This is a genomic window from Clostridium sp. AF27-5AA (assembly GCF_003478415.1).
GTDB classification, from domain to species: Bacteria; Bacillota; Clostridia; order Lachnospirales; family Lachnospiraceae; genus Otoolea; species Otoolea fessa.
Genome location: NZ_QUFH01000003.1, coordinates 1 through 19,336 on the forward strand (window position 1 = coordinate 1; position 19,336 = coordinate 19,336).

Annotated in this window: 14 protein-coding genes and 3 pseudogenes; 3 read left to right on the plus strand and 14 right to left on the minus strand. The window is 48.1% G+C overall.

Annotated elements, in window-relative coordinates:
* Positions 1-303 precede the first annotated feature (303 nt).
* From DWY89_RS04205 to DWY89_RS04220, 4 genes are read right to left on the minus strand one after another with little or no spacing between them, the layout of a single operon-like run.
* Positions 304-597 carry a winged helix-turn-helix domain-containing protein gene (locus tag DWY89_RS04205; protein WP_243022722.1) on the minus strand — a complete coding sequence of 98 codons (294 nt, stop codon included), beginning with the start codon at positions 595-597 and terminating at the stop codon, positions 304-306.
* Between the two features lie 57 nt (positions 598-654).
* On the minus strand, positions 655-7,431 hold the full coding sequence (locus tag DWY89_RS04210) for an S-layer homology domain-containing protein (RefSeq protein WP_118524408.1): 6,777 nt from the start codon (positions 7,429-7,431) through the stop codon (positions 655-657).
* A complete protein-coding gene (locus tag DWY89_RS04215; protein ID WP_118467306.1) occupies positions 7,432-7,806 on the minus strand; it encodes a hypothetical protein in 375 nt (124 codons plus the stop codon).
* Complete coding sequence (locus DWY89_RS04220; protein ID WP_118523189.1) at positions 7,781-8,170, minus strand: response regulator transcription factor; 390 nt, start codon at positions 8,168-8,170, stop codon at positions 7,781-7,783. The genes DWY89_RS04215 and DWY89_RS04220 overlap by 26 nt, the downstream gene beginning before the upstream one ends.
* A 323-nt stretch (positions 8,171-8,493) precedes the next feature.
* Between DWY89_RS04220 and DWY89_RS04225 the strand changes: the two genes are divergently transcribed.
* From DWY89_RS04225 to DWY89_RS04235, 3 genes are read left to right on the plus strand one after another with little or no spacing between them, the layout of a single operon-like run.
* The gene (locus DWY89_RS04225; RefSeq protein WP_182434495.1) at positions 8,494-9,222 is read left to right on the plus strand and encodes a LytTR family DNA-binding domain-containing protein; all 729 of its coding nucleotides are present in this window, start codon (positions 8,494-8,496) and stop codon (positions 9,220-9,222) included.
* Complete coding sequence (locus tag DWY89_RS04230; RefSeq protein ID WP_118523191.1) at positions 9,219-11,213, plus strand: hypothetical protein; 1,995 nt, start codon at positions 9,219-9,221, stop codon at positions 11,211-11,213. Before DWY89_RS04225 ends, DWY89_RS04230 begins: the two co-directional genes overlap by 4 nt.
* A gap of 1 nt (position 11,214) precedes the next feature.
* Positions 11,215-13,116, plus strand: coding sequence for a GHKL domain-containing protein (locus DWY89_RS04235; protein ID WP_118523192.1), 1,902 nt, complete (start codon positions 11,215-11,217; stop codon positions 13,114-13,116).
* 58 nt (positions 13,117-13,174) lie between these two features.
* Here DWY89_RS04235 and DWY89_RS04240 read toward each other — a convergent pair whose 3' ends face one another.
* The 10 genes and pseudogenes from DWY89_RS04240 to DWY89_RS14545 form a co-directional block, all read right to left on the minus strand.
* The gene (locus tag DWY89_RS04240) at positions 13,175-13,654 is read right to left on the minus strand and encodes a hypothetical protein (RefSeq protein WP_107001034.1); all 480 of its coding nucleotides are present in this window, start codon (positions 13,652-13,654) and stop codon (positions 13,175-13,177) included.
* A 273-nt stretch (positions 13,655-13,927) separates the two neighbouring features.
* A pseudogene (locus DWY89_RS04245) lies at positions 13,928-14,179 on the minus strand (hypothetical protein); the annotation flags it as partial.
* A 134-nt stretch (positions 14,180-14,313) separates the two neighbouring features.
* Positions 14,314-14,544, minus strand: coding sequence for a helix-turn-helix transcriptional regulator (locus DWY89_RS04250; protein ID WP_107001035.1), 231 nt, complete (start codon positions 14,542-14,544; stop codon positions 14,314-14,316).
* A 176-nt stretch (positions 14,545-14,720) separates the two neighbouring features.
* Positions 14,721-15,020, minus strand: a pseudogene (locus DWY89_RS04255) (hypothetical protein); the annotation flags it as partial.
* Positions 14,999-15,463 (minus strand): annotated as a pseudogene (locus DWY89_RS14535) (threonine/serine exporter family protein). The pseudogenes DWY89_RS14535 and DWY89_RS04255, both read right to left, overlap by 22 nt.
* Positions 15,464-15,495: 32 nt before the next feature.
* Positions 15,496-16,335 carry a sugar phosphate isomerase/epimerase family protein gene (locus tag DWY89_RS04270; RefSeq protein ID WP_118524411.1) on the minus strand — a complete coding sequence of 280 codons (840 nt, stop codon included), beginning with the start codon at positions 16,333-16,335 and terminating at the stop codon, positions 15,496-15,498.
* Positions 16,332-17,180 (minus strand): sugar phosphate isomerase/epimerase family protein, encoded by an 849-nt coding sequence (locus DWY89_RS04275; protein WP_107001037.1) that lies wholly within the window; start codon positions 17,178-17,180, stop codon positions 16,332-16,334. Before DWY89_RS04275 ends, DWY89_RS04270 begins: the two co-directional genes overlap by 4 nt.
* 101 nt (positions 17,181-17,281) lie before the next feature.
* A complete protein-coding gene (locus DWY89_RS04280) occupies positions 17,282-17,938 on the minus strand; it encodes a sugar phosphate isomerase/epimerase family protein (protein ID WP_182434499.1) in 657 nt (218 codons plus the stop codon).
* Between the two features lie 863 nt (positions 17,939-18,801).
* Positions 18,802-19,035: a hypothetical protein gene (locus tag DWY89_RS14540; protein ID WP_233430239.1), complete on the minus strand. Its 234-nt coding sequence runs from the start codon at positions 19,033-19,035 to the stop codon at positions 18,802-18,804.
* Positions 19,025-19,330, minus strand: a complete 306-nt coding sequence (locus DWY89_RS14545) for a hypothetical protein (RefSeq protein WP_243022748.1) — start codon at positions 19,328-19,330, stop codon at positions 19,025-19,027. The genes DWY89_RS14540 and DWY89_RS14545 overlap by 11 nt, the downstream gene beginning before the upstream one ends.
* Positions 19,331-19,336: the final 6 nt, after the last annotated feature.

Genomic DNA, 19,336 nt, shown 5'->3' on the forward strand with positions numbered 1-19,336 from the left:
GCTTGTGGTGGTCTTATTTTAGTGCCTAATTTTAACCATGTAAAATTTTATATTTTTTTTCCCATTAAGTCTTGACTTTTTATTTGCAGGCTAAAGTAATGAGAATGCGGTGTGCCGTTTTTCAATCAAATTAAAAAGAGACACGGCATAAATTATTCTGATAGATTTTACATCAGATTGCTTTATGCCGTGCCTTTTATGTTATCATAATGATTGCTACATACATATAGCAGGCTTCACCCTCCGTTATACACCGGATTCGCATTGATTTTCGGTACGAAGGCAACAGCCGTTCCGCAATTTTCACCATCCTCCCCATACTTCTTCATAGATCTGTCCGGCAGAAAATACCCAGGATGGATGTTTTGCCAAGTATACCAATGTTGCAAATTCCCGACGAGTCATAGAAATCAACTCACCGTTTCGGTATGCTGTTCTCTCCTTCAGCCGAAGCTCCAAGCCCGGAAAAACAAGAGTGTTGCAAGGATGGGATGTCACAATATGGTCAAATCCTGGCTCGACCGCAATAATCTCCATAATTCTACTGAGTATATATTCTTCATGGTCGGTAAGCGACAGTACCAGAAACTTGCCCATATTGTTCACATCCCTCTTTATTGATATTATTTTTGCATTACATTACGGGTTCATTTTTCATCTGTCGGATGCGGTATTCACCGCCATCGTCCCGTCTGCATAGAAGTAGTACCACTTACCATCAATCTGCTTCCAGCCTCCGGCAAACATCATTCCGGTGACCTTGTCCAGCCAGTACCACTTCTGATCCTCGGAGAGCCAGCCCTTCACTGACTCCCCGTTTCTGTAATAGTTCCACTGTCCGCTGTCATTCTGCTGCCAGCCGTTTGCGGCCTGCGGGTCAATGACGATTTCCACAAACCGCCGCAAAACCGTGGCGACCTCAGCGCGGGTGGCGGTTCCCTTGGGGTCAAACTTATTTTCATTCTTCCCGGTCAGGATGCCCGCCTGCTGCATGGACTTGACCGCATCCTTCGCCCAGCTGCTGATCTGTGTGTTGTCCGCAAAGGTCACAGCCTTCAAGGTCTGGGGCAGGTCATAGCCCAGCTTTGCAGCGTAATTTTTCATAATCACCGCCATCTGTTCCCGGTTGATGTTGGTGTCCGGTGCAAAGGTGGTGGCGGTAACGCCCTCCACAATGCCGGTCTGCGCCGCCCAGTTCACATAGGGGGCATAGTAAGCGTCGGCTTTCACATCGGTGAATTTCCCGGTCTGGTAACTGTCCGGGTTGATGCCCGCCAACCGCCCCAGAGCTGTCACAAACATTCCTCTGGTCATGCCGGTGTCCGGGCTAAAGGTGGTGTCGCTGGTGCCGGAGAGCAGTCCCCGGCTGGCTGCAAAGAGGATGTTATCTGCTGCCCAGTGGCCGGTAATATCGGTAAAGGCCGGGGCAGGGTTCTTGTAGCCCACGCCGTAAACGCTGAAATGACCGGTTTCAAAAACCACCGCTTTCAGGCTGGCATTGTAACTGGATTTGGTGATCCATTCCACCTTGCCAGCGTCATCTACATAGACTGCATAGAGATTACCTGTCTGCTCACCCTTTGCCGGTGTGTAGGGCAAACGCACCGATATAGTGTGACCATTTAAGTTGGCAATCGGTGTTTCTTTGCCGCCGGAGAGGTAGACCAGCGACAGGTCATAGGTCGGTCTTGTGCCGATGGTGGCTTTGGCCTCAGTGGAACGCAGTGCATCCACCTTATCTGCCCGGAGAATGATGTCCCCGCCAGCGGAGGCGGTATCCAGCTGCTTCAGAGTATCCAGGCCGATATTAACCGAAACCAGATGGTCTGTTGCTACGGTAAACTGCCGGACGTTTTCTTTAACCAGCAGATCCAGTGTCTGCGCCTTGATGGTCACGTTAAAAGAGGTCTGGCCTGCCGCCGGGGTGATGGGAACCGTAACGCCAATCCCTTTCTCTGTGGTGCCGTTCTTTTTCGCATCCTGTTTGGCCTTGTCGATGGCGGACTGGACAGAGCTGTTATCCACTGCCGCATTGCCGTTTTTATCCGGCTGTATGGGTTTGGTTTCACCGGTGACAGGGGCTTGAGGCTTGTCCTCCGGCTGGTTGGTGTTATCATTGCTTCCGGAACCGTTAGAACCGCCGGAGGATGAGCCTCCACCGCTGCCCGAACCACCAGAGGAGGAACCGCCGTCGCTGGAAGATTGCTTGGAAACAGTCAACGTTCCAGAAACATAGGTGATCGCATAATTGTCATTTGACAGCGTACCAGTAATGTTGATCGCAGTTTTGCCGGTTTTGCTCATATCCGGTGTCTGTGCGTAGTCCAGCGTTACCGTGCCGCTCAGGGTATCTGCACCAACCAGACCTTCCACCTTGTAATCCTTATCTGCTTCCGGGCTGCTCAGATCGGGCGCGGCGCTGCCGGTGTAGGCGCTCTTATCAAGCGCCGTAACGGTAACTGACTTTTTCGCTACGGTCACAGTCACGTTCTGTTCTGCCACATCTGCGTACTCTGCGTTTCCCTGAACCTTATACCAAACAGTGTATTCCCCGGCATTTTTCGCTGTGGGGAGCTGCTCACTCCACTCAGAATCGCCAAGCCGGTAGAGCATTGTGCCGCCAGTGGTCTTGCCCGCTGTAACCAGAGCCTGTTCTGCACCATTGTAGGTCAGTGTATTGACCGTAGGTGCCGTAACAGTGGGGACAAGCTTGTTGGTCGCATTAACATTGACGGTCAGCGTGATGTCCTTATAGTTCGTGCTCTTGATCACTACGGTCACTGTGCCCACAGAGCCGGTGGTTTCCACGTCATTTTTCTGAATCGGCAGGGTCAGCTTGCCGTTTTCCACCTTCGCGCCGCTGGTGTAGTAGCCGTCATTGAGTTTGATTTCGACGATCTCATAGGTGGGTGCACCGTACTCTTTGGGCGTTTCCAGCTTGGGCAGGGCGGGGAGCGTCACAGTGTAGGTCTTTTCGTGGCCGTTTACAATGGTCAGCGCGGTTTCCTTGGTGAAGTCAGGCGCAGCGGCCTTGATGATGCTGCCAGTCGTAGGGAAGCTGCTCTGCTCCAGGGCGTAATTCTTCGCGGCCTGCCCCGTCAAGGTCACTGTGGCAGTGACGTTCTTGCCGTTGCCCACACTGGCATCGTCAAAGCTGGCGGTCACGGTGTAGTCTGTGCCTCGGTTCAAGTTCATGCCGTCGAAGGTTACGCTGGTAATGCCTGCGTCTGTCGTGCCATCATAGGGCTTGGACACAGCCGTTACCCCGCTGATCGTCAGCGGTTTCTTTCCAATGCTGACCTCCACGCTGGCGGGTGCGGTATCATTGTGGTTTGCATCGCCAATCACCCGATACCACACGGTATACGTTCCGGCATCGGTGCCGGCAGGGATGACCTGGCTGTATGTACCGTTCTCGGTCAGGCTGTACTGCATAGTGCCATACTTCGTCACGCTACCTGCGGTAATCAGCGCCTGCTCCTGGCCGGTATAGGTCAGGTTTTCCTGCGCTATGGGCGGCGTGATGAGGCTTGCGCTGATGTTGGCCTTTTGTACCGTCACAGCAATATCCTCGCTCATCTTCTCGTAGCCGTCGCAGGTGGCCAAAAAGCGGAAGGTGTGCTGGCCTGCGGACAGCTTTAGCGCAGAAAGATCAAATTGATTCCTTGTTGTCGCACTGCCGACCACTGTGGCCTTGCCGTCCTCCACCTTGTACCACTGGAAGCTTACAGCGCCTGTGCCGGTTTCCTTCGTTACATTGACAAGAAGTGTCCCCGCACCGCCATAAGTCATGCTCATCTCGGTGGGATAGTTCATGCTCTTGATGGGGATCTTGGCCATAGAAACATTGGTCAGCTCCGTACTGCTAAGGTCGCTGATCCAGGTACTGCCGCTCTTAAACACGTAACCCTCCGGCAGCAGGGATGCCAGCGTGACATCTCCGGTGACGGTCAGTTTTGCCGCCGTCTTACCGTTCAGATCCAGCTTGAGCGGGCTGCCGATGGTGATCTCGCCTGCATTTGCCAGCAGCTTCACCGTACCGCCGCCGGCTGCGGCGATGGCGTCATCTGCCGTCAGATGGTAGGAAATGCTGCCGTCCGGCTTTGTCACCTCAGCGGCACAGCCGCAGTAGGGGCAAACCTTCCCGCCGGAAGGGTCATCCGGGTGGCTGCACTTCACAACGGTTACGGCGGTATTCTCCTTCATCTCCGACAGCTTGAGCAATGCGCCGCCTTGCTTCTGATAGGCATAGCCCCCTGCCAGCAGGGACTGGTAATCTGCGTCATTCCCGATTTGGATGCTGTCAAAGGAGCCGCCGGACAGGGTCACTGAAATATTGTCAAGAAGTCCCAATTCCAGCTGAGCCGCGCTGCCGCCGGACATGGTCAGCGCTCCCTCCGTGTAGATGCCGCCGATGACCTTGCCGCTCATTACCACGGCTTCGTTCCCGGTACAAATGAAAAGCCCATGTCCACGGGAACCAGTTCCGCCGTCCATACTGCCCTTCAGAATGACATTGTCCAGCGTCAGCTTTGCGCCTGTCTGTTTAAGTTTTCCAACCTCCACCGCATGATGGGGTTTGTTGGGATAGGTGTTTTGCACTGTGCCGTTCGCTATGACTACATTGGAGCCGAGGATACAAAGAAGCGCCTCCTCACGGGATTTGCTCAGGGTGTGTCCATTCAGGTTCAGTATAATATTTTTGCTGACCTCGATGGGGTCTGCGTTCTCGATGTCCAAAGGCCCCCGCAGCGTGATAGTGTCACCGTTCTGCGCGGCAGCCAGCGCGTTTTCCAGACTGGTGTATCGTGTGCCGCCGGTTTCAAATGCCTCCACCAGCATCTGGCAGCGGGTGCAGTAACCGGCGCTGTCCACCTTGCCCGCATGGTCGCAGATTCTGCCGCAGGCGCATTTGCCGTTATGATATTGGTCGGTATGCGCGACCACCTTGACCATTCTATCCGGAATATCTACATGGGAAACGTTCAAAATTTCGTCGCTATCAGCGTCTGCAAAGGCATATCCGTCCGCCAGCAGAGCCAGGGCCTCCTCACCAAGTGCTACATTGATTCCACCTTGGAACGTGCCGCCCTGGAGCTGGGTTTTCCCGAGGAAATTCACCTGACGCTCAAACACGCAGTTGCCCTTTACCGTCAGGGTAACCAGGTTACTAACGACATTCCCGTATGTTGTTGTAACGCTGTCTAATATCAATACCGTGGGGCCTTTGGTGGTAATGACCTCTCCTCTGCTCTCTATCGTGCCGTTTTTGATGGTGACGCTGTTGTACGGGCAATTTTGCAAATCCAGCGCCTTGACCTTGTGGCCCTGCAGGTCCAGCGTAAGGTCCTTTTTGTTCGTCCCATCGTCTCCCGTTGTCCCCGCTCTCAAGATTACGTCAGTATCCCGCACAAAATAAAAGGTTCCGCCGGAGACCAGAATGCCCCCAACCTGAGAGCCATCGTTATTGCGTTCAAACGAATAGGGGATACCATCTTCGTCAATAAAGAGCACATCCTCGCTACACGGTTCGCCGCACCGTTGGCATTTGCCGTCGTGGGTGTATCTTTCATGGGGGCAGGTGTTAAAGGTAACGGCGACCGTGTCTGTCTTTACGGTATAGCTCTGATAGGACAGCTTGCAGTAGACCTGGCCGCTGTACTCCCAGTCCTTGCTCTCCGTTGTGGCCAGGTCGGATTGGGTCAGGGTGATTCTATTGCTGCCGCTGCCTGTGCCTTTAAATTCCTTTCCGTTCACATACCACTGATAGGTGATATTACCATTCGTACCGCGGTCCAGCTGGGCCCTTACCCAGACATCCGCCTTAAATTGCCCATCGCCTTTCTTATAGCTGACCTGCGGCTGCGTTCTTATGGTAATGGGGTTTTTGGGCGCGGCGGCGACGGTGACCGTTGCGGTGGCGGTCGCCTTGTTAGGATTGGTTCCTTCTACGCCGTCTGCGGTCAGCTTCAGCTTATAGCGGCCCTCCTTGACGGTGTTGTCGGCGGTAACGGTGATGGTCGCGCCGTTATCGGACTTTTGGAACGCCAGACCGGTGTGCTCGCCCACCCATTCCACGTTCAGGGTATTCATCTGGACCTTGCTGCCGGTCACGGAGAAGGTCGCCGTCTGACGGCCTAAGCTTTCCTGTATGGTTCCCTGCTGCGCGCCGACGGTCAGGCTTGCTCGGGGCGCCATCTTGGCGATGTAGATGGTCTTGACGTCCCCTTCTCTTGTCGTATCGGCCGCTGTGCCGACCGACATATCGTCTGTGTTTGCATTCTGTTTGTCCGAATACAGAACGGTCAGGTTGCTGTCAATGTTTCGGGTCTTTCCATGTGGACTATTCGAAATCGCACCATATTTTCCGGTGGCGTAAAGGGTTCCTCCGCTCATGGTCAGGGATTCAGTGTCAATACCGTAACCGGAATTTTTTAGATTCAGCGTTCCATTCTCAATCACGATGGTTTTAGCGCTCAAGCCGAACGAACCGCCGTTGGTGGTTATCTTTGCCCCGCCTTTTATGGTAAGCGTCCCGCCGGCGGTGTCGCCGTAATTGCTATCCGCAATACCATATTTCCCTTTAGGAACAATGACCGTCAGACTGCCGCTTCCCTGAATGGTCAGACTACGATAATTCATTTCCAGAGCGGAGACCTCAGCAGTATCGGAAATTGTAATGGAATTCTCGCCTCTCAGCGTGATTGTTGTGTCGCCCTTCAACGTCACCGGGGTAGTTATGGTCCGGTTGTCCCAGGTAACATTGCCGGAGATGGTTCCATCGTCTGCCGCAGCTGCCATCAGGGGCGTTGCCTGCTCTGTTCCCTTGCAGGCAGAGAGATCCGCATCTTCCGCAGAGCAGACCGGACAGTCGGAATTGACCGCCTCTTTCTCACAGCGGATTTCGCAGATGCACTCCGCCGGAGCATTCCCGGACACGCCGGGAACAAGCCCACTGTCCTGAGAATTACACTGCTCACAGATATACCCGCAAGGCGTCCCCTCTGTGGCCGGGATGTAGCCGCAGCTTTCGTCATGCTCATGGGGACAGCTTAATTTTTTTGTGATACAGCCGCTTTCCTCACTGCATTTATGGGTACACTCGGTCGGCTGGACCTCCTCTACTTCAGATGAGGTCGCCGTATTTTCTGATACGCTGCCTTCCAAAACAGGGTAACAGCTTTCGTCATGTTTATGGATACACTTCTCCACAAGGGTGTAGCAATCCTCAGTATGCTCATGTTTACAGGCTGCCCCTTCGGTTCCTTCCGTATATCCGCAGTCCTCTGTATGTTCCGGGTGATGCTTGCACAACCCCGTATGGACGGCGGATACACCCGCTTCCACCGCAGATGCCGGAACTCCCGGCATCGTAAAAATCATTGCCGCCGCCAGTAAAAATGCGGCCGGCCGTTTCCATTTCCATATCATTTATTCATCCTCCTCACGCGGTTCGTTCCTTCTCGTTGTTTTCTGAAGCAGCTGGGATACCGCCTCCCGCAGCTGATATTCTGTCACAGGCTTTACCAAAAAGGTGTCCGCCTGCATCCTGCGGCTTTGGGGTTCAAATTCTGCCTGGTCGCTGATCCACAGGAGCGGGACATCCTTGCTGTACCCTCGTATGCTCATGCAGAAATTCATTCCCCTGGCTCCGTCCTCCATGACCACCACAGCATCATAAGGTCCATCCCGCTGCATGGCATAGACGCAGAATACGCCATTGTCAAAGCGGTCTACTTTGCCAAGCTTCATCAGTAACGCCGTTTCTTTCTCCTTCTGACTATAACTGCACAGCGCAATTCGCATTTTCGCACCTCCATTTTGTGATGGGTTTTATCGCCTCATATAGCTCCTGATCGGAGCAGTCTGCCGAAAGGAACGCAGGGATACGCAGGTGATATGCGATCAGGGCGAAGTTTTTATCATCGCTCCACCAGACAAGCGGTATTTCCGGTGCCAGCTGCTTTGCCTGAATGGCAGCCTCCAATCCCCTTGCCCCGGTCATGGCGATGACAACCGCATGATATCGGCTCCGCCGCAGTGCCTGAGATAGCTGCTTCTCATTCCATAGCTCGTCGATGACAAGCTGTCCGTCCCCAGCAAAAAGGGAGCGCAGCCTGCTCTCAAACCATTCTGCATTCCTTAATTCCGTACAAAGTGCGATTTTCATGCTGAGCCTCCTTTCCTGAAAAGAAAAACAAGAAAGAATGTGCCTTGGCACATTCTCGCGCCGAGCGCGGTCGCTTGCGACATGTTTCTTCTTCGCGCGAGTGCGCATCCCGCGGAGCGTTTTTATGTCATAGGACGTTCCTATGACATAAAAAAACCAGACCTTCTCATCGGAAAGTCTGGTAGTATAATTAGAGTAGCATCTTGTCAAGGGAAATGCAACCGACTTTGTTTAAGACGCAGGTTTCCTGTTTAAGACGCAAGTTTTTTCCTGCGGTTTTATGTTATACTAATATTGGATTATTGTGCAAAGGAGATGGCACGATGCAGATTGCGATTGTGGATGACAGAGCAGAGGACAGAGAAGAACTGTCTGTCTGCCTGGAAAATTATATGAAAAAGCATCAGCTGGACTATACGCTGACAGAATTTGAGGACGGAGAGAATTTTCTGAAAGCTGCCGCCCAGGTCAATTTTCAGCTTGTCTTTATGGACATCTATATGGAGAACATGGATGGAATAGAGGCCGCCAGAAGGCTGCGCCAGAAAAACAGGCTTTGTAAGATTGTTTTTCTGACCATTACAGAAGATTATGCCCGGATGGGGTACAGCCTGTCCGCCAGCTATTATCTGCTGAAGCCGCTTTCGCTCCATCAGGCAGATTTTGAAGAAGCGATGGAGCTGTGCCAGCTAAAACCGCCCTATGAAGTGATGACACTTTCGGTTATGGCTGACCGTCAAAAGCTGGAACTTCCCACAGAGAAGATTCTATACATAGATTATCAAAACCGTATGACACGGATTCATACGGCAGAACGCGTGATACCGGTAAGCGGAGGCTTTCAGGAGGTTACTGCCGCATTGCAGAAGGACAAGCGTTTTTTGCCCTGCTACCGGGGCATTTTAATCAACATGGATTACATCAGCCAGGTTGACAGTCAGACCTTCCGTTTGATAAACGGGGAGGAACTTCCGATTGCCCTCCGCAATGGAAAACAGCTGCGGGAAACCTACCGTCAATATGTTTTCTCTGGAATGGGGGGTATCGTATGAGAATGAAGCAAATGCACAGGCGTATTCTGGAGGGCTGTCTGGCCTGTCTCCTCTGCTTCACCTGCAGTATCCCAGCATTTGCCGCCGAAACTGCAACCCCATCCAATGCCGATGAAAGAAGGGAGATTTTGCCGGATTTAGAAAGCGAGACTCCAGGGACACTGGAGAGCAAAACCCCGGAAGCATCGGAAGAAGTATTCCTCGTCCTTGTCACAGAAATACAAAAGGAAGACGAACTGCTCTCCCTGCCAGATTTCACCCTGCCCCTTAGAACCACACCGTCTGATGATGACCTGGAGGAAATTTATCAGCTGGCCCTTCGGTATCAAACCGTCCGCGCCACGGTAACAGCAGGTGAAGAAATCCGGCAGGAAACATTTTCTGTCGCATGGGATTTTTCGGACATTGACCAGACCACTCCAGGCAAATATACCGCAGCAGGCCGGATTGAACTGCCGGAGGGGTATGCCTTTGGTGAAGCTGTCTTGCAGGAGCTTCAGATTTCCGTCCGGGTGAAAGAAATGTCGCCTGCTGTCATCACCTCCATAGAGCAATGGTATCCTTATACGGACGCGTTTGCGGTTCAAGAGGGCAGCGAAACCGAAACGCTGGAAAATTTGTTTGCCTTTTCCCCTTACTATCTGGAATGCTATGCGGAAAATGGAACCAGCTACACCGCTGTGGTGGAATGGGATTTTTCTGGTATTGATTTGAATACTGTGGGACTGTACCATGCAGCAGGAAGGCTGACTGCACCGGAAAATACCATATTTGCGGATCGTGTCGATTTCCCTGAAATTTCAATTCCTGTTTCTGTTCAGGCTCCGGGCAGCCCAGACATCAACTGCTTCCTGGTTCGCAGAGGAAGCCTTTATTTTCCCTGGGTTACACCTCCGGGGAATCTGGACAAGGTCAGTATATGGCTGTCCGAAAACAGCGGTTCATGGAACCGTCTGGAAAGTGGCGTTTATGTGGGTCAGGAAATGCTCTCGATTGCTACCCGTCTGCTGATGCCGGGCAGCAGTTACCGCCTTCAGGTGGATTATGACGGCGGACAGACCGGCATCCTGTCCTTTACCTACGCAGATGGAATTGTCCTTGAAGGGTATCATGAAGGCGACCGGGATGGAGGGGATGCAGGCGGAAATCCTCCCGATACCATCATTCAACCGCCTCCTGAAGATACCGACGATCAGGATGACGGTTTCGCAGACAGGCCCTCCACAAAGCCTCCAAAACCGCCTGCAACAAATGGCGGCAGAGTGGATTCCAACGATTCTGAAAAAACACCACCTGTCAGTGAAGAAAATGATCCTGCGGATCATGAACCATCCCACAAGTCTTCCGAGCCATCCTGGGAGGGAAAGGATGATTCCATAGATATAGATAAAGACGATTTCCCATCGGAACAGGCAAACGGTGATACAGAGGAAGATGCGGATTCCAAAAGCCCTGATTTTTCAGAGTTCTTCGATGAAACCACCGACCGGATTTCCGGCACGCGCTTTTTGATGATGCTGCAAACAGGGGAGCAAAGAGCCGTCTTTTCCAAACAGGGAATCACTATCAACATACCAAAAGACGCCTTGCCGGAGGGCATCCAAAACGAAGATCAGATTGAAGTCATCATCCAAAAGGATACGGACGGCGGTTTTTCTTTTTCGTTTTCCATCAATGGAACTGCGCTCAGCTCCCTGCCGGATGTTTCTGTCATGCTGCCCTGTCCAAATGACCCGGCAGCCGGCACATGGTTCCTCTGTGATGAAAGCGGCGTGGAAATTCCCATGACCGGTTATGACGATGCGGCAAAAGCCGTCTCCTTTCAGATCAGCCATACAGGGGCATACACCATTGTGGGAAAGGAAGATGCCGTTTCCCTGGCACAGGCCGCCGACACAGAGCATAGCCGGTCGCCCATACTCCTTTTGATTCCGACCTGTCTGCTTCTTCTGTCTGCCGGTGTGTTTTTCCTAAGGAGGAGGCGAAAATAAGATGGTATCTTCTGCGGTAAAAAAATATGCTGCCTTATGTATGGTCTGCCTGTGCTCATCCCTGTTTTTTCTTGGCCTGTATCAGTTCAATAATAAATATAGCCAGAACACAATCCAGGCGGCAAATGGGATTCTGGCGCTTTCTGAGGAAGAACTTCAAAAGTCACCGGTGCGCTTTCTGGTATCCGGCTGGGCATTTTATCCTGACGCGCTTTTGACCCCGGAAGAAATACGGGATGAAAGCCATTATATGCGCTACCTTTCCATCGGAGAGCAGACCAATTTCTCCAGCCCTGCAAACCCTTCTCCCTATGGCTGCGGGACTTATCAGATGACATTCTTTCTGCCGGAACGGAAGGAAACATATGCGCTGGAAATCCCAGAAGTGTTTTCTGCTTACAACCTTTATCTGGATCATGACCTGATCCTGCAAATGGGGGAACCGGCACAGGGGACACCATTGGTTCAAAACCGCATGGTCACTTTTCATGGCGGAAAACCGGTCACACTCACCATAGCGGTCAGCAACTATGACCACTTTTACGGAGGAATTGTCTATCCGCCTGCTTTCGGAACGATGCTGGCGGTCAATACAACCAGAGGAATCCGGTTTGCATTCTGCCTGTTCAGCTGTACAGTTACCTTTGTCTGTGCGCTGCTGTCCTTTTATTTCAGCCGCCGGATGAAACAGAAAAATACATTCCTGTTCGGACTGATCTGCCTTGCCATGTGCGGCCTGTCATCCTATCCTGTGCTTCATATGCTGGCTGCGGTTCCCGTATTCCCCTGGTACACGATTGAACTGTTCTGTATCTATCTGGTTACCTGGCTGATCGTAGTTCTGCAAAACCGGATATGCAGACCGGGCTTCCTGCCTGCGGCCATCAGTAATGGGGTGGGCGCTGCTTTTCTGGTATATGCGTTTGTGTATGGCATGATGGCTTCCCATCTCTCCCTTGGAGCCATTCGCTTTTTCTCTGCATCGGTCTTTTGTTATAAGGCGGCATCTGCGCTCTATCTGCTTATCATCGCTGTGCTTGCCATTCACAGAGGAGAAAAACGGAGCAGGCCGATCTTCTATGCTGCGGCAGCCGCAACCTGCGCCTTTATATGGGATCGCCTTCTGCCGGTTTATGAGCCGGTTATCGGCGGTTGGTTTTTGGAATGGGGCAGCTTTTTCATAGCAGCAGCCATCGGTTATTCCCTCTGGCGCGATGTGATAGAAGGATATGGAAACAGCCTGATTTTCCAGGAAGAACGCAAGCAGGTCATCCGTCAGCTTTCTATGCAGACCGAATACAGCCGTCAGGTTTCTGAAGCAGCGGCAGAAAACAGAAGGCTGATCCACGACATCAAACACCATCTGCGCACCATAGACCGCATGGCCTCTGAACGTGGGCAGACGGAGATCTGCTCCTTCCTGTTACAGGTAGAGGAACAGGTTGCTGCATCATCGGGTCACTCCCCTGCCCAGTTCTGCAAAAATCCCGTCGTAAATGCACTGATTGAATACTACTACGGCATGGCGCAGACACAAGGGACAGAATTTCAGGTGCGGCTCGATCTTCCCGATCATATGCCGCTTACCGATGTGGAACTGTGTACGGTGCTGGGCAATCTTTTGGACAATGCCGTTGAGGCGTGCAGCCGCCAAAAGCAAGGGGTGCGCCGCGTTTTCATTGCAGGCGAAACCAGAGGCAATATGTACTTTTTGAAGATTGAAAACACTTACGACGGTCTGGCCTTGCAAGAGGGAAAAACATTTCTCTCCCGAAAGGGTACATCTGCTGATCATGGAATCGGGCTTTCCTCTGTCCGAAAAATCATTGAAAGCCATGGCGGTGATCTTGATCTTGTTCCCGGTGAGGAATCCTTTCTTGTTGGAATTACAGTGGGTTTATAAACATTGCTCATACAAAAGGACACCATTACTTACATTTGCATAAGCAATGGTGTCCTCTCTATTTTCCAAGTTCTTCTTCCATAATATTCCTAATCGCTTTAATACCCGTAAAAGTCAATTTTATTCCACGATTATACATAGCCAGTACTTCATTCAGATTTTCAACAAGTACCTTATCCAACTTTTTATGTATCGTTACAGGCTGTTCCTGAATCGTATGAACATGGTCAAAATATTTTTCAATAACAGGAAATGTATTCTGTATCAAAAAAGCATTTTCTTTCCCTGCAAATAATCCAATCACTATCGTATTGCATTTACCATATCGTTTCTTTTTCTTTTCAACGATTTCCTTGTATTTCTCAGCTTGTGAGCTAATTGGTATCATCCAATACAATTTTGGATTTTTTCTATCCTGAATTGCATAGTAATGAGGACGATAGTTCCCCTGTTCCTTATTACTCATCAAATATTTATCCTGAACCAAGTCAAAAAATTCATCCTTGATATGATACGAATATCCCTGTTGTATCTCCATAAATAACCTTTCCTATGTGATAAAATTCCCCATCAGCATTCACTGATGGGGAACATTTACAAACTATACTATTTTTATCCCACCTGTATAGCAAGTGGCTTCATTTACGAACTGAATTATTTATACCCCGCACCATCAGCAAGCGGCAAACATTTACTTCTATCTTTAGTATATACAGTTTCTCTGAATTTAGCAACCTGTTTTTTAAGTTTAGAAATATTTTTTACTATATCATAGCTCATCATTTGTCGTAAAATACATGCATTTACTTTCTTAATACAGCTTAGCCCCAGCAGGAATTGCGTCATCTAACATAAGCAGATTCAATCCTTCGTGTCCGTCATACTCATACACTGCTGAAATCAACATTCCTTCTGATGGGATTCCCATCATCATTCTGGTAGGAAGATTTGTGATCGCTACGCATGTCTTTCCAACAAGCTGTTCCGGCTCATAGTACTCATGAATACCGCTTAAAATCGTGCGTTTCTTGTCAGTTCCATCATTTAATGTGAACTTTAGAACGCCTCAATAAACTGAGGCTAAAACTGTCCATTCCAGTTAAACAAATTTGACCGCGTTTTATTTTCTATATTCAACTTACTTTGTGATATTTCTTCTCGATTAATTGGTATTTCGTCAAAGTCAATTCCCTGCATCTATTGGTTTTCCTGCCTTTCTATGACCACTTCAATAACATCTTCTATTCCACAGTCTAATGCATAGCATATTTTAACAATCGTATCTAATGAAACATATTCGTTCTTACTCATTTTAGCAACTGCATTTGTGCTAATATGTGCTATGTCTTTTAGCTGAGTCTTATTTATATTCTTATCCACCATCAATTTCCAAAGGCGGTTATAACATATTAGGGATTCAGTGCTCATAATTCACCTCTCTTAAATTTGCTTTTGCAACTAATGCAAGTATATCATGATTCTCATTCTTTTTCAATTATTTCTTGATATATATCAAGAACATCTGCACATATACTCATTTTTAAATAAGGCAAAAAATAGACTCCTATTTCTAGGAGTCCTATTAAACGTGTTCTCTTATTCTATTAATACAACTTTGCTCCTGCCGGAATATGGTTATCCACCATAAGAAGATGGAGTTCTTCATCCTCTGAATCTTTAAGATTATTTACTGCTGAAAGTAACATACCGCAAGATTCAATTCCCATCATTGCTCTAGGTGGAAGGTTTGTAATAGCAATAAGTGTCTTTCCAACTAATTCTTCTGGTTCATAATATGCATGAATACCAGAAAGAATTGTTCTATCTACACCTGTACCATCATCAAGAGTAAATTGTAAAAGCTTTTTGCTCTTTGGTACTGCTACACATTCCTTAACCTTAACACAATGAAGCATGCCTCAAATCCGGAACACAGCGCATCAGCCAATCCACCGCCAAAAAAAATCGTAAGCGCCGATGCCGCAATAACCTTTCCCAAAGCATTTGTAAGATCATCCAGTCTTTCATCCAAAATCACAAGGATTTTTTCTTTCAGAGCTTCTACAGGTATCGGGGAATCGATGCAGTCACAGCAAAGGCGATAGAGATGGTTCAATTTGGACAAGTCCATTGCATCCCGCCTGATTCTTCGACTTTGAGTAACCGCTTCCATTCCCCGAAATTACATTGTTATAAGAATACTGGATGTAATCGCATAAACATTCATGTGCTCTGCACCATACGCTTTGCCCAGCCTGTATAAAGTCTCCTCTATACGGCTGATCTCTGCACCTGCATAATACATTGCTTCACCAATATTGAGCATTTGACGTATAAGCAGATCCATGTCGCTTTCATTGGCAATCAGCAGATCGGCATTCAAGACCGAAAGCGGAACCAATCCGCACAAGCTCTGAGAGCCTCATCCGGGTCTTTATAGAAATCGGCTCCCCACAGGCTCAAAGAAATAGTATCCTTGTAGCCAAGCTGCTCTAATTCCTCCAGACGGCCTGCAAATGCAAAATCACCTTTACCCAAAGCTGCATACCCTTCTTTTCGGTCTGCAAAATGCACATGGGCAGGAAGCCCCAGACGGCTGCAAAAATCTGAGATCGTCTCCGCATTATTCTCTGCCTGAATCAAATCAAGACCGGCTTTAACCCATGGAGAATTCACAGACTTAATTAACTTTTCCAGATGGCTCAGATCTCTGGCAAATAAGGAATCAGCTGCAGACATTTCTTCCATCACCATCACTATTCCCAATTCTTCTGCCTTTTCGGACAATATCTGAACCGATTCTACAAGTCGAAGAAAATTATCTTCCGATGGCGAGTCCACATATTCCCATCCGGGATGCAGCATCATTTTATCGGTTTCAAACGCAGCTGTATCCTCCAAATACTGTTTCATCATATTAATACTGTAATTTCTCACATACGGAATAGGAGATGCAATATTAATCGGATATTGTCTGCACTGTTCCGGATGGAAAACAGTCATTTTAAGTCCTCGATCCTTAAGCATCTGGTTGATCTCCCTGATCCGGGCAGTATGGCCCTCAGGTGTATCATCATCCAGGCAGAAATGAGGAGATGCTCCCCACAATTCTATAGACCGGAAACCATTTGCCTCAATTGAGTCCAGGCCATACGCAAACGTGTGGTGAAGAAAAGGCGCTGTCAAAATGCTGATCTGTTCTTTATTCATAATACTCATACAAGTTCCCCTCCATCAAAATGCTTTCTGAGAGTTTCAATATTTGCACGGTAATGTGGCTCCGGATCCAGCCTATATGCACCATTAGCCATTTCCATGGTTATCGTACCTTTGTAATTATATTTTCGCATCGCATTTAAATGTTCATCGAGGTTCTGGAACCCATCTCCCCATTTCATATGTCCAAATGGACGTCCATCGTTCAGGTGAATATGAGCCAGTTTATCCCCCAAAACTTCAAAATACTGTTCCAGCGTTTCTCCTGTGTATGCTACCGGAACCGTGTCCACGCAGCACTTCAGATTAGGAGAATCAATATCTTTTACCACACGAAACTGGTCAAATCTGGTTGTTGCTAACGGAGACTCTCTTTCATTCAGGTTTTCATACATCAAAGTAATGCCATACTTTTCCGCGTGCCGTGTCAGCTTTTCCACAGAATCTCTTCCATGCTTATAACCTTCCGACAACGGCCTGTCCCAGTAAGGTCTTCCAGGGCAAAGCAACATCTGTGGGCACTCCAGTTCCACTGCTGCCTCAATAAATTTCTTATACTGCTCTACAGTTTTATTTCGGATATTGTCTTCCGGTGCCGCAATATTAATTGCATAAGTATTTTCCTCTGGCATCAGAGAAACAACACTAAATCCCCGCGCTGACAATTTTTTTCGCATATTGGCAGCCATATTGGGATCACCGTCATACATATGGAAATGATGGCTGCACCCATATAATTCCAGTCTGTGAACCCCCAGCCGATCCATAGAATCCAGAAAATAATCAAAAGAAAATTTCTTATATACCATATTTGTCGCGGCCAATTGCGACATTAAAAGCTCAGACATTGTATATCTCCTTTTTCTTATCCAAAATACATTCTCAGATTGCGCATATTTCTCTTGTCATGATAAAATGGATCTGCAAAATATTTTCCATCTGTCAGTTCCTAGGTAAATTTTCCCGTATAGCCATTATTCAGCATATCCAGAATATCTTGTTTGAGATTACGGTTTCCATCTCCCCACACAAAATGTCCATAAGGATTACAATCCTGAAAATGACTGTGAATAATATTTTCAGTCCCGAAAGTATCAAACCACTGCTGAATGGTTTCTCCTGCCACAGACATAGCTGTCAGGTCAATCATGACCTTAAAGTTCGGATGATTCACCTCATCAAACAAATGCTTGATCTGATCTATACGCCACCCTATCAAAGATTCCTGTGGGCGCAGCGACTCACATGCAATCATCATATCATTTTCAGCCGCCACTTCACTCAGCCTCTGAAACATTTCTACTGAACGCTTGAATCCTTCCTCTTCCGGTTCATTCCAGTAGCCCCAGCCCGAGTTTGCTTCAAGGATCGTTGCCCCCAGCTCGTGCCCAAATTTAATTCCATTTGAGAAGTAGCGGAAACAGCGCTCCTTCAGTTCCGGTTCTTTTGCTGCAAACTGATAGCCATAAGAACAGTTTTCCGGTGTAAATACAGGACATGTCAGACCGTGATCATCCAGTTTCTCCTTGATCGGCACTGGATCCTGATAACCATGATCATCAAGCCACAACCCCTGATGCGCAGCAAGCAGATCTACACATTTCACTCCCAGCTCCTGCTGACAATCAAGGAAATAATCCCAGTAATCTTTTCGTTTTCATTTTTTCCTCCTTGTTTTTCTGCATGCTGATTCATTCTTTTGCACGTATTTTCTAATATCGATTCAAAATGAATCTTTTTAATATTTTTTGCAAATTTATATTATCATTATTTGCAATATATGTCAATATGCTTCATTTTTATTTGTTAAAGAAAATATTTTTGTTCATTTTTTTCAATTACTGGCATTTCTTTGCATTTCCCTCCATTCTTCTATGCATTTTTCACGTTCAAAGTTCAAAATACAATCAAAATAATACAGCCCCTCTGCGTCAGACGCAAGAGAGTTTCCTTTTTCCGTTTTCCGCAACCCAATCCCGGTTCAAGCCCGGTTTAGGCCTATTTTTTGCATACACAAACAGAGCCAAGTATGATATAATCCCATCTTTGACACTTGAAAATAGTAAAACAGCCATAACGCCAGTATTTTATCAGCGTTGTGGCTGTTCTTTGTCTTGCATCGATATGTACTATTTTTGGATTTGTGCTATTTTTTCTGTTTTGTTTCTTTTATAATCGACCTCATGGAAGATTTGGATATGAATTCGTAGTCTGTTCGGAAGCCAAACGCATTATGCAGGGCATCCGTAAGTTTTGTACGTTTGTAGGAAGGTATATATCCACTGTCTTTAGACAGCAGTGTCATATTCAGACCCCTAAGGGTTTCCAAAATCTTACTGCAGGTAAACTCTTTACCCAGTTTTTTCTCTAACAGGCGGTAAACCAGCAGGCTGATGTGGCAGGTTAAAAAGTGAGCCCTGATTCTGTCTTCCCGCCTCACAAATACAGGTCTTGCTTCGAATTCTGATTTCATGATGCGGAAGTTTTCTGGATGAAACGGGCAGGATCATTGGGATTTTTACCTTTTCTGGATTTTCCGGGAGACTGCATCATTTTCATAGCTCTTTGAATCTGTCCTTCACGGATTTTTTGCTGGTAGGCTTTATATTTGGGGGAGTATGTGATGATAACAGTTTCATCCATATCTCCTGTAACAATCGGATACTCTGCATTATACTGATACTCCTGCGGCTCAGCAACCATTGGAGAGTATACTGCCTTTCATCGGCAGTTTAATCAGTCTTATTCCTCGTTGCTCACACATATATGCTTTCATTATTTCTATATTCTCGTCAGCACTTCCTGACTCAATAGCCAACTTTTCTGAAGGTATGTATGTTTCAAGCGGAACTCCAAGCAATCGGTCAGAACCAAGTTCTGCTTTCAAGCCTTTCTTATTAGAATAATAGCTGACAGCCAAAGCAGGAAATAGAGATAAATATTCTTGCTCACAAATTCGGCAGCCTTTATTCAATATCGTCCTTTCATTTATCTTCATACTCCA

Excerpts from the sequence above, each read along its gene's own strand:
- DWY89_RS04205 (WP_243022722.1), bottom strand. The coding sequence starts at position 597 with ATGGGCAAGTTTCTGGTACTGTCGCTTACCGACCATGAAGAATATATA.
- DWY89_RS04210 (WP_118524408.1), bottom strand. The coding sequence starts at position 7,431 with ATGATATGGAAATGGAAACGGCCGGCCGCATTTTTACTGGCGGCGGCA.
- DWY89_RS04215 (WP_118467306.1), bottom strand. The coding sequence starts at position 7,806 with ATGCGAATTGCGCTGTGCAGTTATAGTCAGAAGGAGAAAGAAACGGCG.
- DWY89_RS04220 (WP_118523189.1), bottom strand. The coding sequence starts at position 8,170 with ATGAAAATCGCACTTTGTACGGAATTAAGGAATGCAGAATGGTTTGAG.
- DWY89_RS04225 (WP_182434495.1), top strand. The coding sequence starts at position 8,494 with ATGCAGATTGCGATTGTGGATGACAGAGCAGAGGACAGAGAAGAACTG.
- DWY89_RS04230 (WP_118523191.1), top strand. The coding sequence starts at position 9,219 with ATGAGAATGAAGCAAATGCACAGGCGTATTCTGGAGGGCTGTCTGGCC.
- DWY89_RS04235 (WP_118523192.1), top strand. The coding sequence starts at position 11,215 with ATGGTATCTTCTGCGGTAAAAAAATATGCTGCCTTATGTATGGTCTGC.
- DWY89_RS04240 (WP_107001034.1), bottom strand. The coding sequence starts at position 13,654 with ATGGAGATACAACAGGGATATTCGTATCATATCAAGGATGAATTTTTT.
- DWY89_RS04250 (WP_107001035.1), bottom strand. The coding sequence starts at position 14,544 with ATGAGCACTGAATCCCTAATATGTTATAACCGCCTTTGGAAATTGATG.
- DWY89_RS04270 (WP_118524411.1), bottom strand. The coding sequence starts at position 16,335 with ATGAGTATTATGAATAAAGAACAGATCAGCATTTTGACAGCGCCTTTT.
- DWY89_RS04275 (WP_107001037.1), bottom strand. The coding sequence starts at position 17,180 with ATGTCTGAGCTTTTAATGTCGCAATTGGCCGCGACAAATATGGTATAT.
- DWY89_RS14540 (WP_233430239.1), bottom strand. The coding sequence starts at position 19,035 with ATGGTTGCTGAGCCGCAGGAGTATCAGTATAATGCAGAGTATCCGATT.
- DWY89_RS14545 (WP_243022748.1), bottom strand. The coding sequence starts at position 19,330 with ATGAAGATAAATGAAAGGACGATATTGAATAAAGGCTGCCGAATTTGT.